11 protein-coding genes and 1 rRNA gene are annotated in these 16,296 nt (G+C 50.8%); 4 read left to right on the top strand and 8 right to left on the bottom strand.

Features of this window, described 5'->3' with window-relative positions; all coding sequences use genetic code 11:
* Positions 1–103 precede the first annotated feature (103 nt).
* Positions 104–2,371 carry an arginine decarboxylase gene (gene adiA / locus HV334_RS01845; RefSeq protein ID WP_016155412.1) on the bottom strand — a complete coding sequence of 756 codons (2,268 nt, stop codon included), beginning with the start codon at positions 2,369–2,371 and terminating at the stop codon, positions 104–106.
* 277 nt (positions 2,372–2,648) lie between these two features.
* Entirely contained in the window at positions 2,649–3,581 is a 933-nt protein-coding gene (gene melR / locus HV334_RS01850) for a transcriptional regulator MelR (protein WP_047499581.1), read from the bottom strand.
* A 269-nt stretch (positions 3,582–3,850) separates the two neighbouring features.
* On the opposite strand from melR, the gene melA reads away from it, so the two are divergent.
* The 3 genes from melA to HV334_RS01865 all read left to right on the top strand — a co-directional run bounded on the left by melA (position 3,851) and on the right by HV334_RS01865 (position 6,986).
* Positions 3,851–5,206 (top strand): alpha-galactosidase, encoded by a 1,356-nt coding sequence (gene melA / locus HV334_RS01855; protein WP_049259806.1) that lies wholly within the window; start codon positions 3,851–3,853, stop codon positions 5,204–5,206.
* A 92-nt stretch (positions 5,207–5,298) separates the two neighbouring features.
* Positions 5,299–6,729: a melibiose:sodium transporter MelB gene (gene melB, locus HV334_RS01860; protein WP_047416009.1), complete on the top strand. Its 1,431-nt coding sequence runs from the start codon at positions 5,299–5,301 to the stop codon at positions 6,727–6,729.
* 2 nt (positions 6,730–6,731) lie between these two features.
* Positions 6,732–6,986: a SemiSWEET transporter gene (locus HV334_RS01865; protein WP_016155416.1), complete on the top strand. Its 255-nt coding sequence runs from the start codon at positions 6,732–6,734 to the stop codon at positions 6,984–6,986.
* A 26-nt stretch (positions 6,987–7,012) separates the two neighbouring features.
* Here the strand turns inward: HV334_RS01865 and HV334_RS01870 are convergent, their stop codons facing one another.
* The 6 genes from HV334_RS01870 to HV334_RS01895 all read right to left on the bottom strand — a co-directional run bounded on the left by HV334_RS01870 (position 7,013) and on the right by HV334_RS01895 (position 13,927).
* On the bottom strand, positions 7,013–7,630 hold the full coding sequence (locus HV334_RS01870; RefSeq protein ID WP_019077832.1) for a DUF2238 domain-containing protein: 618 nt from the start codon (positions 7,628–7,630) through the stop codon (positions 7,013–7,015).
* 147 nt (positions 7,631–7,777) lie between these two features.
* Positions 7,778–9,424, bottom strand: coding sequence for a class I fumarate hydratase FumA (fumA, locus tag HV334_RS01875; RefSeq protein WP_016155418.1), 1,647 nt, complete (start codon positions 9,422–9,424; stop codon positions 7,778–7,780).
* Positions 9,425–9,520: 96 nt separating this feature from the next.
* Positions 9,521–10,861: an anaerobic C4-dicarboxylate transporter DcuB gene (dcuB, locus tag HV334_RS01880; RefSeq protein ID WP_003031873.1), complete on the bottom strand. Its 1,341-nt coding sequence runs from the start codon at positions 10,859–10,861 to the stop codon at positions 9,521–9,523.
* 118 nt (positions 10,862–10,979) lie between these two features.
* Complete coding sequence (locus HV334_RS01885; RefSeq protein WP_131341598.1) at positions 10,980–11,282, bottom strand: hypothetical protein; 303 nt, start codon at positions 11,280–11,282, stop codon at positions 10,980–10,982.
* Between the two features lie 297 nt (positions 11,283–11,579).
* Positions 11,580–12,299: a two-component system response regulator DcuR gene (dcuR, locus tag HV334_RS01890; RefSeq protein WP_016155419.1), complete on the bottom strand. Its 720-nt coding sequence runs from the start codon at positions 12,297–12,299 to the stop codon at positions 11,580–11,582.
* Entirely contained in the window at positions 12,296–13,927 is a 1,632-nt protein-coding gene (locus HV334_RS01895; protein WP_103767205.1) for a sensor histidine kinase, read from the bottom strand. The genes dcuR and HV334_RS01895 overlap by 4 nt, the downstream gene beginning before the upstream one ends.
* A gap of 597 nt (positions 13,928–14,524) precedes the next feature.
* On the opposite strand from HV334_RS01895, the gene HV334_RS01900 reads away from it, so the two are divergent.
* Positions 14,525–16,066 (top strand): 16S ribosomal RNA (locus HV334_RS01900).
* Positions 16,067–16,296 lie beyond the last annotated feature (230 nt).

The raw sequence follows: 16,296 nt of genomic DNA on the forward strand, positions 1-16,296 counted from the left end.
CCGCGCAAAAAGGTATGACAATGTTATTGTTTTGCAGCAATACTCAGGAATTACTCAAGCATGACATGTCTACCTTAAAAATCGGACTATCTATAAAATGACATTATGCTTTCACGCACATGACGTGATATACACCGTCAATAATTTCCGTTCCTTCGGTTTCATGTTCAAATCCAGGGAAGTGGTGGTCCCAGGACTGCAACGAACGTAGATAACTAATCTGCGGGCTATTGGCGTCGCCAAAGTTTTCCCCGGACAGCAGCATTGGAATTCCCGGTGGGTAAGGAATCACGGAATTCGCAGCTATACGACCCGGCAGATTTTCAATGGCCACCATCTCAACGTTATCGCTGACTATCGCGTTATAGGCTTCACGCGGGGTGATTTCAGCAACAGGCAGGCCGGAGTAGGCCGCGTTGAGTCGGCTGCCAGGGTTGTTCTCTTTCAGCCAGGCAAACATGGTGTCGCCCAGATCGTGAATGCCCATGTTGGCGTAAGTGTCAGGATGTTCCTCAACCAGTTCTGGCATCACCTGCGCCAGCGGTGTATTGGCATCGTAATGGTGTTTGAATGAGCACAGGGTATTGATCAGCGTGCCCCATTTCCCACGGGTAATCCCCATTGAGAACAGGAACATAATCTGGAAATCGGTGGTACGGGTCGGCACGATACCGTGGCGGCCAAGCCAGGCGGTGACCAGCGCTGCCGGTACGCCGCTCTCTTCCAGTTCGCCATCATCGCCCATCCCCGGCGCCAGAATACTGACTTTGATTGGGTCCAGCATGCTCCAGTTATCCGGCAGGTCTTTAAACCCGTGCCAGGATTCACCCGGACGCATCACCCAGCAGTTCTGGTCAGTGGTCAGGAGTTGGGTTGGCGCATCGGCAAAGTCATAAGTTTTGCCGGTTTGCGGGTCAGTCACCACTTCTTTGTTCCACGGTTTGAAGAACCAGTCGCCTTCGGCGGAAAATTCTTTGTACAAACGCGCCATGGCCTGACGGAAATCGACCGCTTCGTCGATCACTTCCTGGGTGAGCGACAGACCGCTGTTGCCGTCCATCATGGAGACCGCCACGTCGTTTGATGCGCAGATGGCATACAGCGGAGAGGTGGTGGCGTGCATCATGTACGCCTGGTTAAAGCGGGAGAAGTTCACAGCCCCACGGCCTTCACGGACGTGAATGTAAGACGCCTGAGAGAGCGCGTTCAGCAGTTTGTGGGTCGAGTGGGTCGCAAAAACGGTAGGACCGTTATGATCGCCCGGCGCGCCACGCATAGCGTAGTGATCGGCATAAATTGGGTTAAAGCGGGCATAGCCGTACCAGGCCTCATCGAAGTGGATGCGATCGCTGGTTTGCGCGAGCAGGTCCTGGGCCTCTTTGGCGTTGTAGCAAACACCGTCATAAGTACAGTTGGTCACAACGCTGTAAGACGGTTTTTGCCCGGCCTTGCCCTTGGTCAGCGGGCTTTCGCTGATTTTTTTCTGCAATGTTTCAGGTTGCATTTCTTGCGGGTAGATAGGGCCGATAATGCCGTACCGGTTGCGACTTGGCACCATGTACACCGGTTTTGCGCCGGTGAGGATCAACCCCTGCTCGATAGATTTGTGGCAGTTACGATCCAGCACCACGACGTCGTTGTCGGTCATACAAGCCTGCATGATGGTGCGGTTAGAGCCGGAAGTCCCGACCACTACGGACCAGGAGCGGTCAGCGCCAAACACGCGGGCGGCATATTTTTCGCTCTCGCCAAATGCGCCGGTATGATCCAGCAGTGAGCCGAGCGATGCGCGTTCAATACCCATGTCGCTCCGGAATAAGTTTTCACCGTAGTAATCATGGTAAAAACGACCCGCCGGTGTTTTGGTAAATCCGACACCGCCCTGGTGACCAGGCGCCGCCCAGGAGTATTCATGGATGTCGCCGTACTTCATCAGCGCGCTGAACAGTGGCGGCAGAAGCTGCTGGCGGTAACGGGTCATCGCCGCAACGGCACGTCCGGCGATAAAGTCTGCGGTATCTTCCATAATCCAGGCGAATTCATCGACAAGCTCCAGCAGGTCGCGATCCAGCGATGCGGTGGCTTTTTCGCGATCGCCCAGCAGGAAAACGGGAACGTTTTGCTGGCGCTCGTGGAGCTTGCCGATCAATTGCCTGACGTTCAGGTGCTCGTCTTGTTGTTCCATTTGATAGCTGAACATCAGGCAATCAATGGCTTCATTAGCGGCGAGGATTGCGTAACCATCGTCGAATGAGGTGGACTTAATGACGGTAACATTTTGGCGGCTTAATGCGTCAGCCAGACGTTCGACAGCGCTACCGACCCAGGTGTCCTGATGCAGAAACTCACTTTCAACAATTAATACTTTCATCATCTTTTACCCGGTTGTGGAAAGGTTGCAATTTATGGATTGCAGACACACCGTATGAATGTGACGCAGGCAAGTATTATCCTGACAAAATGGGCTGTAAAGCGGGTGATAAATAGTCTGATTTGTGTTTAATTTGTTTTTAAACAAATAGTTATGTTTACTTATTGGCGATTTTTCATCGCTGTTTATCGACAGGGGGAATATTTTTTTGGCTGATACTGATATCGGCGAACGATAGGGATCGTAGGCTGGGGTAACGCCGGTGGTTTCTGGCTGCTCAGCCAGCCATTGTTTGCCGGCGCTGCTGGCTCAGTTTGCGATACTGCTGCGGCGACATGCCGACAAACTTGCTGAAAGTGTCATAAAAACGGCTGCTGGATCGGAATCCCGCGGTCAACGCGACGTCAAGAATGGTTTTATCGGTATCGCTAAGCAATGCACGGACGTGATTGATCCGCATTGCGGTAATGTACTGCTTCATGGTGAGTTGCATCACGCGCTGGAAAATCCCCATCGCGTAGTTGGCGTTGAGCTTCACGTGTTCCGCGACGTCGTTGATAGTGAGCACCTGATCGTAGTTATCGGCAATAAAACTCAGCATCTGGCTTACGTAAAACTGGGCGTGCCGCGAAACGCTGTTTTTGTGCGTCCGCGAAGTTTTATTGACCAGGATTGGCTGCCAGCCGGAAAGGCTAAACCGCTTGAGCATCAGACCAATTTCATCAATGGCGAGCTGGCGAATTTGCTCGTTCGGGTTGCTCAGCTCCTGTTGCCAGCGCTGAACTTCAAAGGTGCTTAGCTGCTGCGACGCCAGCGATTTGATGACCATGCCATGGGTAACGTGGTTGATCAGTTCGCGATCCAGCGGCCAGGAAAGGAAAAGGTGCATCGGTAAATTGAAGATAGCCATGCTTTGGCAGCGGCCCGGACGCGTGAGCTGATGCGGCGTACAGGCCCAGAAAAGCGTAATGTGTCCCTGTTTTATCTGCACCACTTCGTTGTTGATAAGGTACTCAACGTCGCCATCAAACGGCACATTAATCTCCACCTGCCCATGCCAGTGGCTGGCAGGCATAGCATGCGGTGAGCGCAGCTCAATATCCATCCGTTGATATTCTGAGTACAGCGACAATGGGCTGCGGGTTTGCTCTTCATCGCTGCTGCACATGTGCGGATCGGGGGGAAGAGGCGATGTCGGTAATGTACTCATGGTTGCTCCATTTCCTGAATTATCAGAATCATGTCATTTGCTGCGCATTAAGGCTGAGAATCAGGACACAAATCGGACCGATATCATTGAGCATAGTGAGATTTTGGGGCCGCATACTCTGCTTTTTGTGCAATTTTGTCCCATAAACTCAGATCCAGTATGGGACAAAGAGGCGATCTGAGTTTATGGGAATGCTCGCCAGGGAAGTCGGAAGTTTTCATCAATGCGCTGTGCCACCATGACTGTGTTCACTAATGTTCTGGAGAGTCATGATGTCTGCACCCAAAATTACCTTTATCGGCGCCGGTTCCACGATTTTCGTCAAAAATATCCTCGGGGACGTCTTTCATCGCGATGCGCTGAAATCTGCGCATATCGCCTTGATGGACGTCAATCCTACTCGGCTGGAAGAGTCACACATTGTGGTGCGTAAGTTGATGGACTCAGCGGGCGCGTCCGGGCGTATCACCTGCTATACCGATCAAAAAGCGGCATTGCAGGATGCTGATTTTGTGGTGGTCGCTTTCCAGATTGGTGGCTATGAACCTTGTACCGTTACCGATTTTGCGGTGTGTAAACGTCATGGTCTGGAGCAGACGATTGCAGATACGTTGGGGCCAGGCGGCATTATGCGCGCGCTGCGCACTATCCCGCATTTATGGCAGATTTGTGAGGATATGACCGAAGTCTGCCCGCAGGCCACCATGCTTAACTACGTTAACCCGATGGCGATGAACACCTGGGCAATGTATGCGCGCTATCCGCATATTAAGCAGGTTGGATTGTGTCACTCGGTGCAAGGGACAGCGGAGGAGCTGGCCCGCGATTTGAACATCGACCCGGCCTCTTTGCGCTATCGCTGCGCCGGGATCAACCATATGGCGTTTTATCTGGAACTTGAGCGTAAAACGGCTGACGGTGCTTATGTGAATCTCTATCCGGAGCTGCTGGCGGCCTATGAATCTGGTCAGGCGCCGAAACCGAATCTTCACGGTAATACCCGTTGTCAGAACATTGTGCGCTATGAAATGTTCAAAAAGCTGGGCTATTTCGTCACTGAGTCGTCGGAGCATTTCGCGGAATATACGCCGTGGTTTATCAAACCAGGGCGTGAGGATCTGATTGAGCGCTATAAGGTTCCACTGGATGAGTATCCAAAACGCTGTGTGGAACAGCTGGCGAACTGGAACAAAGAGCTGGAAGAGTACAAAACGGCGGCGCGGATCGAGATTAAACCGTCACGTGAATATGCCAGCACTATCATGAACGCTATCTGGACCGGTGAACCGAGCGTGGTGTATGGCAACGTTCGCAATGACCATCTGATCGATAACCTGCCGCAAGGCTGTTGCGTGGAGGTGGCTTGCCTGGTCGATGCGAATGGTATCCAGCCAACGAAGGTGGGTACTCTCCCGTCACATTTGGCGGCCATGATGCAAACCAATATCAATGTTCAGACCCTGCTAACGGAAGCCATTCTGACGGAAAATCGCGATCGCGTTTATCACGCGGCGATGATGGATCCGCATACCGCTGCGGTATTGGGGATTGAGGAGATTTATGCGCTGGTGGACGACCTGATCGCGTCTCATGGCGACTGGCTGCCGGCCTGGTTACACCGTTAACACACCATTACGCCGGGCAGAGCATCCGGCGTTTAACCTCTGACGTTTCCTCTAACAGAAGGCGGGCGCTGGTAACGGCGACCCGATACCCTATGAGCATCTCTCTGAAAACAAAACTCAGTTACGGATTTGGAGCGTTTGGTAAGGATTTCGCCATCGGTATTGTGTACATGTACCTGATGTATTACTACACCGACGTGGTGGGATTATCGGTGGGGCTGGTCGGAACGTTGTTCCTGGCGGCAAGGGTCTGGGATGCGGTAAACGATCCCATCATGGGCTGGATTGTGAACGCCACCCGGTCGCGGTGGGGAAAATTTAAACCCTGGATCTTACTCGGTACGCTGGCGAACTCATTGGTGCTGTTTTTGCTTTTTAGCGCACATTTGTTTGAGGGCACTGCGCAAGTCGTATTTGTGTGCGTGACGTATATATTATGGGGAATGACCTACACCATCATGGATATTCCATTCTGGTCGCTGGTGCCAACTATTACGCTGGATAAACGCGAGCGTGAACAACTGGTGCCGTTCCCTCGTTTCTTCGCAAGCCTGGCTGGGTTTGTCACCGCGGGGGTGACGTTGCCCTTTGTGAGCTATGTCGGCGGTGCCGATCGCGGCTTTGGTTTCCAGATGTTTACGCTGGTGCTGATTGCATTCTTTATCGTTTCTACCGTTGTTACGCTGCGTAATGTGCATGAGGTTTATTCGTCAGATAGCGAGGCAACGACGGACAGCAGTCGTCTTGGGCTGAAAGCGATCGTTGGGCTCATCTATAAAAACGACCAGTTATCCTGCCTGCTAGGCATGGCGCTGGCTTACAATATTGCCGCCAATATCATTGCTGGCTTTGCCATTTACTATTTTACTTATGTGATTGGCGATGCAAGCCTCTTCCCGTACTACATGTCTTACGCAGGAGCGGCAAACCTGCTGACGCTGATTTTCTTTCCTCGATTGGTAAAAGCGTTGTCACGACGGATCCTGTGGGCTGGGGCATCCGTGCTGCCGGTGCTCAGCTGTATCGTGCTGCTGGTGATGGCGTTAGCCGGTTTCCATAATATCTTACTCATTGTTATTGCTGGTATTTTACTGAATATTGGTTCAGCGCTTTTCTGGGTGTTGCAGGTCATTATGGTGGCGGATACCGTTGATTACGGTGAATACAAACTTAACGTACGTTGTGAAAGTATCGCTTATTCAGTGCAGACGATGGTGGTAAAAGGAGGGTCAGCGTTTGCCGCTTTCTTTATCGCAGTGATACTTGGGGTGATTAATTACGCGCCGAATGTCGCGCAGTCTGCAGAAACCATTGTTGGTATGCAATTCATTATGATCGCGCTACCAGCACTCTTTTTTGTGGTGACCTTAGTCCTTTACTTCCGCTTTTACCGACTGAACGGCGACACGCTGCGCAGGGTCCAGATTCATTTGTTGGATAAGTACCGTAAGGTGCCGCAGCAGCATGAGCAACCGGATATCCCGGCTATTGCGATAGTCACCCCAGGTGATGTGAAGGCGTAGCTATGGAATGGCATTCGTGGATTGGGTATTTGGCGGCTAGCCTGACGACGCTCTCATTCTTACCGCAAGCGATTAAGGTCATTACCACCCGCAACACGCAGGGTATCTCCGGTTTAATGTATGTAATGTTTGTGTGTGGGCTGGTGTTGTGGCTGATTTATGGATTATTGATTGAAGATACTGCCGTCAGCATGGCGAACTTTCTGACACTCCTGTTCGCCTTGCCGATTCTGGTTATCAAGTCTCGCAATGGGTAAGGCTGATTGCCGGATAAGCGTCAGCGCTATCCGGCAGTTTTTAACTGTCTGTTGTGCCAGCCCGCCAGCACGAGCACCGTGGTGAGCGCACCGAGCAGGGCGCAGAACATATCCGACTGGGTATCCCACGGGTCGCCCTGCGTCCCGAGAAAATCATCTGCTCCCTGACCCATCGCCAGCGCTGCCCACCATTCGATCAGCTCATACATCGCGCTAATCGCCAGCGCCACGCAGCAGACCAAAAATGCCAGCATTTTGCGGCCACGAACAATATTACCGCGCACTAAAATCTCTCTTGCCGTCAGGGCGGGCACCAGACCCTGGAAGAAGTGACCCAGCTTGTCATAGGGGTTACGACTGAGATCCAGCCACTCCTGAACCTGAAAACCGACAGGGACTTTAGCGTAGGTATACATACCGCCGACCATCAGAATGATGGCGTGCAAGAAAATGAGCGTGTAGAGCAATGGCGTCAGCGGGTAGCGCTTCACGGTCGCCAGCAACAGTGGGACGACAATAATGACCGGCGTAACTTCCATCAGCCAGGTGATTTTCTCCGTGGCAGAGATACCGGTGTAGATAAGTATTAGCGCCAGGAGCAGCGCGCCAGAGTGCAAGATTGTGGAGTTCAGTGTGCGGAGCATGGCGAATTCACAAGTAATGGAAAAGGTTACTATTCCCTGTGAGCGGCAAAAATTCAACGCCAGTAAATGGGAGGATAAAGTTGGCCCGGGGGGATCACTGGACTGACGCCAAAAATCTGTTGTCAGTCCAGTGCCGGGCCGAATGGGTTACTTCGCGCAGTTAGCGCATTGTTTGCTGACGATTTGCTGGAAGAAATCGTTGCCTTTGTCATCGACCAGAATGAAAGCCGGGAAATCTTCGACTTCGATTTTCCAGATAGCTTCCATACCCAGCTCAGGGTATTCCACGCATTCCAGATGTTTAATACTCTGCTGCGCAAGTACCGCTGCCGGGCCACCAATGCTACCTAAATAGAAGCCGCCGTGTTTATGGCAGGCGTCTGTCACCTGCTGGCTACGGTTACCTTTTGCCAGCATGATCATGCTGCCGCCGTGAGACTGTAGCAGGTCAACATAGGAGTCCATACGACCCGCAGTGGTTGGCCCTAAAGAGCCGGACGGATAACCCGCAGGTGTTTTGGCCGGACCCGCGTAGTAGATAGGGTGATCTTTCACGTACTGCGGCAGACCTTCGCCGGACTCAATACGTTCTTTTAGCTTCGCGTGGGCAATATCGCGACCGACAATGATGGTGCCGCTCAGCGACAGACGGGTAGAAACCGGATACTGAGAGAGCTGAGCGAGGATCTCTTTCATTGGGCGGTTAAGGTCAACTTTAACCACTTCACCTTCGCCTGCCTGGCGCAGCGACTCCGGAATGTACTGGGCTGGGTTATGTTCCAGTTTTTCGATCCAGATCCCTTCGCGGTTAATCTTGGCCTTGATGTTACGGTCTGCGGAGCAAGACACACCCATACCAACCGGGCAGGATGCGCCGTGGCGAGGCAGGCGGATCACGCGGATATCGTGCGCGAAGTATTTCCCGCCAAACTGGGCGCCGAGGCCGAGTTTCTGCGCTTCTTCCAGCAGTTCCTGTTCCAGTTGCAGATCGCGGAACGCCTGGCCGTGCGCATTACCTTCAGTCGGCAGTGCGTCATAGTAGTGTGTGCTGGCCAGCTTCACCGTTTTCAGGGTGCTTTCCGCTGACGTGCCGCCAATGACGAATGCAATGTGGTACGGCGGGCATGCTGCGGTACCCAGCGTGCGCATTTTCTCAACCAGGAAGTTTTTCAGTTTGCCGGGCGTCAGCAGCGCTTTGGTTTCCTGATACAGATAGGTTTTGTTCGCTGAACCGCCGCCTTTGGCCACGCACAGGAATTTGTATTCGTCACCGTCTACGCTGTACAGGTCGATTTGTGCGGGCAGGTTGGTGCCGGTATTCACTTCTTTGTACATATCCAGCGCCGCGTTTTGCGAGTAGCGCAGGTTATCTTCAATATAGGTATTAAATACGCCCTTGGAGAGTGCCGCTTCGTCGCCGCCACCGGTCCAGACGCGCTGACCTTTTTTACCCATGATAATTGCCGTACCGGTGTCCTGGCAGGTTGGCAATACGCCTTTAGCCGCGATTTCGGAGTTTCTCAGGAACTGCAGCGCTACGTATTTATCGTTTTCGCTGGCTTCGGGATCATGGAGAATTGAGGCGACTTGCTGTTGGTGTTCAGGGCGGAGCATGAAGGAGGCATCGTGGAAGGCTTGTTGGGCCAGTAGCGTAAGTGCTTCAGGGGCTACTTTCAGGATTGTTTCGCCTTCAAACTCGCCGACGCTGACGTGATCGGAGGTCAGCAGGTAGTACTCAGTTTTGTCTTCCCCCAGTGGGAAAGCCGCCTGATAAGTGAATTCAACTTTTGACATTTGCTTCCAGCCTTTTCATTTTTCTCAGGAATTTTAAAATTCTCTGTGTCTTGACGGTGGCGTGCCGTTCCAAAGCGGACGGCACGCGCACTGTAATTACAGGAAACCGTACATTGCAGCGAAGATCCAACCAAAGACACAGGATACGCTCACGCCGATCAACCCAGGTAGAATGAAGCTGTGGTTAATAACGAAACGGCCAATGTGGGTGGTGCCGGAACGGTCAAACTGAATAGCCGCCAGATCGCTCGGGTAAGTCGGCAGAATGTAGTAACCGTAACATGCCGGAGCGGAAGCAACGATGTACGCTGGATCAACCCCAATTGCCAGTGCGACCGGAACAATCGCCGCCAGCGCCGCAGCCTGGGAGTTTACAAATTTGGAAACCAACAGCAGAACAATTGCATAGGCCCACGGATACTCTTTCACCATATTGCCCAGCACACCTTCGATTTCCGTCATGTGCGCGCCGAACATTGTTTCGGCCATCCAGGCAATACCGTACACCGCCACAATCGCGATCATACCGGAACGGAAGACTTCGTTTTTAGATATTGAAGCGGGATTGGTCTTCGTCAGGATAATAATCAGCGCACCGGTCAGCAGCATGAACATCTGGATAACCAGTACCATTGACAGCGGTTTGCCGCTGAAGGTAGGGCGCAGCTCAGAGAACGCGCCGAGCACGGCAACAACGGCGATAGCGGCAAGGAAGATCCACATGGCCAGCCAGTTGCTTTTCGGCAGCTTTTTGTCTAACAGTGTGGCGGTATCGCCATAAACGTAGTTGTGGTTTTCAGGAACGGAAATAAACTTCTGGAACTCTTCATCTTTATCCAGATCTTTACCGCGGAACCAACTGAAGATACCGATCGCCAGGATACCCAACAGGGTAGACGGGATAGTGATGCTAAGCAGGTCGAGGAATTCAAGATGCTTGCCTTCAAACGTTACGTTACCCAGCATTGCGACCAGTGATACAACGGCCACTGACACCGGGCTGGCGATAATCCCCATCTGCGCACCGATAGAACTCGCTGCCATCGGACGTTCCGGGCGAATATTGTTCTTAATGGCAACGTCATAAATGATTGGCAGGATGGTGTATACCACGTGGCCTGTACCGCAGAGAATCGTCAGGGTGCAGGTAACGAACGGGGCGACGATGGAAACGTATTTTGGGTTACGGCGCAGCAGCTTTTCAGCGATTTGCAGCATAACGTCAAGGCCGCCGGAGGCTTGCAAGGTTGCCGATGCGGCCACCACGGCAATGATAACCAGCATTACATCTACAGGTGGTTTACCCGGCTGGAGATGGAAAACGAAAACCAGAATGACCAGGCCGATACCGCCTAATAAACCCAGCGCGATACCGCCCTTTCTGGCACCATAAAACAAACATATTAATATTATAAGAAGTTGTATACTAAATAACATTTTATTTACCCTCGCGAAAAAACCAGTCAATTTTTTGAAAAATGGATCTGTGCCACATTCTTTTTTGCCGGAATAGGCATCAAAAAATGGTCAGTATTCGATATGTCCGTATTTGCGATTAATGTTCAAATGTCTTGCTAGAATGTTTTTTTAACGTTATGGCGATATTTAGCTTTTTTCTGTGGCTTTGATCAGAGGAGAGAATCCTCAGGCGATGGGAAGCAGAGCTGGACATGGAGAGCTGCGGTTGACGCTGTAATTTATCTGTTTTGCGTTTTCCGCTATTTCGTGAACCACCGACAGAATGGGTGAGTAGGTTATTTGTGTGATCACGCTCACGCCATTTCATAATGTGATGAGGTTGGCGTGCGGATACTTTTATTTGCTCACAAAAATGTACGGTGTCCATGGTACGTAGCATGGTCTCCATTGCTACCAGTCTAGATTTTGTATGTCTGGTTAATTTCAGACTAATCCTTTATGGGTAAAAATACACACTCTGCGAGCCAGATAATACTTAATTAACTTTTGTTAGCGATTTTGAAATTAAAAACAGTGTGACGTTAATCAATATTAAAATAATACATTTAACATGCTGGATACAAATATATTTGATCTAACGCAAATTTATAATTCTGCAGCATGATTCAGAAAAGTAGGGATTTTTCATTATTTTAATAATTGTTACTTTCAAATAACAAATAATCCCAAATTGTTTTTATTGGCAATATTGTTTTAGTAATGAGTAATGTTCAGCCTGAACGCGGTAACGATAAACCGGTCTACCGGTTACGCCATAATGGATGCTGGTAAATAGGATGTGACAATTGACGAGCCAGATAAGATATTTACGGCAAGAAACGCGCGAGATATTGACCTCGTTGGCCAGTTCATCGGTGGAGAATTCCTGATCCTGATGCTCATCAATCCACTGGCACAGCGTGCGTAACGTTTGTGGCGTTAATCCTTTAGGTAAGCGCCGCGCTTCCTGTTCATTGGAGGAGCTGCCGTGAATCAACTGGTCAAGCTCAGACTGTTCATAGTACTGATGCTTTTCCATCTCGGTTTTCTTCTGTAGCCAGCCGGTCAGCGCCTCTTCAAAACGGGACGCCTGGAACGGTTTGATCAGGTAGTCAACGACACCATAGTGGAGAGAGTCTTTGATGGTGGTCGCGTCAGCGGCGGAAGAGATGACAATGACATCACACTTGCAACCTTCGCTGTGCAATACAGGCAACAGATCCAGACCGTTTTCTTTTTGCATATAAATATCAAGCAAAATCAAATCGATATGATTACCGCTATGAAAGATTATCTCTTTTGCTTTCTCCAGCGTGGAGGCTGTGCCGCAGCAATGAAAACCGGAGAGTTGCGCGACATAACGGCGGTTTAATTCCGCTACCATTGCATCGTCATCGACAATTAAGACATTGATCATCTGCTGGCCCTCTCACCATTCCACGGTAACTGTACAAAAAATTGGGTGAAGATCCCAGGTTCTGACTCGACGGAAATATTGCCGCCAACGTTTTCAACCTGTTGTTTAACAAGTGCTAAACCAACGCCCCGTTCGGTTCCTTTTGACGAAACGCCTTTCTCAAAGATGTGCTCAATGTGTTCGGGGGCAATCCCCGGACCATCGTCATTCACTTCGCAATGCAACCAGCCGTGTCGATAATGCAAGGATACGCTGATCTCGCCACCAGGTTCTTGACCTAGCGCCTCTAGGGCGTTTTCAATTAAATTCCCCAGAACGGTAATCAGCACAGCCACCTGATCTTCGTTGCTGTTTTCCGGCAACTGGCTTTCATTGCTGATCACCAGGCTATGGCCTAAATCAGATGTGCGATTAATCTTACTGAGTAAAAATCCTGCGATCACCGGGGATTTTATTTTTCCTAATAGTGAGCCAATCTCTTCCTGATAACTGTTCGCGGTCTTCAGGATGTAATTTTCAAGCTGCTTATAACTTTTCAGATGCAATAATCCCAGAATCACGTGCAATTTATTCATGAATTCGTGGGATCGTTCACGAAGTGCGTCGGCATAGTTGACCATGCCGTCCAGTCGTTGCATTAATTTTCGGACTTCAGTCTTATCTCTGAATGTTGAAATGGCCCCGATGATTTTACCGTTGCTGAGTACCGGAACCGTGTTAATTAAGAGTAGCCGATCCTTCACCATGATCTCTTCATCGCGACGCGGCGTTCCGTCATGCAGTACCTGTGAAAAATCGACCACTTTTGACCATGCGTGGTTGAGCGTGGAGAGCTGGGCATCGTCTTGCGATTTGTGGTAATCCAGCAATTCTTGTGCTGCCTGGTTTATCAGCGTCACTTCACCGCACTCGTCAACGGCAATGACGCCTTCCTTTATAGAGTGCAGCATCGCCTGGCGCTGTTCGAACAGATTGGAGATTTCATAAGGCTCCAGACCAAACAGAATACGCTTGAGGACTTTGACAAATACCCATGTGCCGAGCAGCCCAACCAGCACGCCAAATAAGATGGACCAAAAGATGCTGCCACGGCTGTTATTGATCTGCTCAGTCACCCTGCTTAGCTCAAGGCCGATCGACACGACGCCTATCTGCCGGTGATGCTCGTCATAAATAGGGGTAAATACGCGCAGGGCTTGTGCCAGAAATCCGCGATTAATGGCGACATTCTCTTTCCCTTGCAGGGCCAGCAAAATGTCATCGCCTTTAAACGGCTGACCGATTCGCTGCGCTTCGGGATGGGAGTAACGAATGCTTTGCATATCGGTGACGACGATGAACAAAAAATCGTTGCTCTTATTCACCGCCTGGGCAATCGCCTGAATACCGCTTTCCTCGGGCTTTTTCATTAGCCCCTGGCGGATCTCCGGGGAGTTTGCCAGCGTTCGTGCGACCGCAAGCGCTTTACCCGCTAATGCATCGCGCGTCATGTTGCTGATTTGCGAGAAATAAATCAGATGAACGACAAGCAGTACGGAGAAGAGTACCGCACTGACCATGAGGATCACGGTAGTGCCGAGCTTCATTGGGCGTTTGCGTATAGCAGTACGTTGCAGAGAGTGTCTCATCACGGTCCTGGAATCACGGTTTGTATGGGTATTATCGCCTGATGGGATGCGTAATTCAAAGGTGGTAGGGATGATGGGGCATGGGCTGCCTGGGCTTTTCTTCTATATATAACGTAGAGCGAGTCTCTTTTTATATAGAGATTTCCTTATCTGCTTTCACTTCTTTCAGGGAGGCTGACCACTATTTTGCTTACGATTGTGGATAACTCTGTGTGTAAATGGGTATAAGGCGGGGTTTTGCTGTGGAATGCAGCGGTCAGTCATTTTTCTGCAATTTAAGGGTTGCGGGCCGCGGGAAACTCCCTATAATGCGCCTCCATCGACACGGCAGATGTGAATCACTTCACACAAACAGCCGGTTCGGTTGAAGAGAAAAACCTGAAAATGAGGGTTGACTCTGAAAGAGGAAAGCGTAATATACGCCACCTCGCGACAGAGCGCTAAAGCGCGTCGCACCTGCTCTTTAACAATTTATCAGACAATCTGTGTGGGCACTCGAAGATACGGATTCTTAACGTCGCAAGACGAAAAATGAATACCAAGTCTCTGAGTGAACACGTAATTCATTACGAAGTTTAATTCACGAGCATCAAACTTAAATTGAAGAGTTTGATCATGGCTCAGATTGAACGCTGGCGGCAGGCCTAACACATGCAAGTCGAACGGTAGCACAGAGGAGCTTGCTCCTTGGGTGACGAGTGGCGGACGGGTGAGTAATGTCTGGGAAACTGCCCGATGGAGGGGGATAACTACTGGAAACGGTAGCTAATACCGCATAACGTCGCAAGACCAAAGAGGGGGACCTTCGGGCCTCTTGCCATCGGATGTGCCCAGATGGGATTAGCTAGTAGGTGGGGTAACGGCTCACCTAGGCGACGATCCCTAGCTGGTCTGAGAGGATGACCAGCCACACTGGAACTGAGACACGGTCCAGACTCCTACGGGAGGCAGCAGTGGGGAATATTGCACAATGGGCGCAAGCCTGATGCAGCCATGCCGCGTGTATGAAGAAGGCCTTCGGGTTGTAAAGTACTTTCAGCGAGGAGGAAGGTGTTGTGGTTAATAACCGCAGCAATTGACGTTACTCGCAGAAGAAGCACCGGCTAACTCCGTGCCAGCAGCCGCGGTAATACGGAGGGTGCAAGCGTTAATCGGAATTACTGGGCGTAAAGCGCACGCAGGCGGTCTGTCAAGTCGGATGTGAAATCCCCGGGCTCAACCTGGGAACTGCATCCGAAACTGGCAGGCTAGAGTCTTGTAGAGGGGGGTAGAATTCCAGGTGTAGCGGTGAAATGCGTAGAGATCTGGAGGAATACCGGTGGCGAAGGCGGCCCCCTGGACAAAGACTGACGCTCAGGTGCGAAAGCGTGGGGAGCAAACAGGATTAGATACCCTGGTAGTCCACGCCGTAAACGATGTCGACTTGGAGGTTGTGCCCTTGAGGCGTGGCTTCCGGAGCTAACGCGTTAAGTCGACCGCCTGGGGAGTACGGCCGCAAGGTTAAAACTCAAATGAATTGACGGGGGCCCGCACAAGCGGTGGAGCATGTGGTTTAATTCGATGCAACGCGAAGAACCTTACCTACTCTTGACATCCAGAGAACTTAGCAGAGATGCTTTGGTGCCTTCGGGAACTCTGAGACAGGTGCTGCATGGCTGTCGTCAGCTCGTGTTGTGAAATGTTGGGTTAAGTCCCGCAACGAGCGCAACCCTTATCCTTTGTTGCCAGCGATTCGGTCGGGAACTCAAAGGAGACTGCCAGTGATAAACTGGAGGAAGGTGGGGATGACGTCAAGTCATCATGGCCCTTACGAGTAGGGCTACACACGTGCTACAATGGCATATACAAAGAGAAGCGACCTCGCGAGAGCAAGCGGACCTCATAAAGTATGTCGTAGTCCGGATTGGAGTCTGCAACTCGACTCCATGAAGTCGGAATCGCTAGTAATCGTGGATCAGAATGCCACGGTGAATACGTTCCCGGGCCTTGTACACACCGCCCGTCACACCATGGGAGTGGGTTGCAAAAGAAGTAGGTAGCTTAACCTTCGGGAGGGCGCTTACCACTTTGTGATTCATGACTGGGGTGAAGTCGTAACAAGGTAACCGTAGGGGAACCTGCGGTTGGATCACCTCCTTACCTTAAAGAAACGTTCTTTGTAGTGCTCACACAGATTGTCTGATGAATGATGAACTTCTGAATGTACTTTCGAGTGCATTAAGAAGTTTTGCTCTTTAAAAATCTGGATCAAGCTGAAAATTGAAACGACACACTGTTTCATTTCTCCGTAAACAAGAAATGAAAAGCGGTGTGTCCGAGTCTCTCAAATTTTCGCAACACTGAAGTGTTTTACGAAACATCTTCGGGTT

This window comes from Citrobacter sp. RHBSTW-00944, from assembly GCF_013615435.1.
Taxonomy (GTDB): Bacteria; Pseudomonadota; Gammaproteobacteria; order Enterobacterales; family Enterobacteriaceae; genus Citrobacter; species Citrobacter braakii.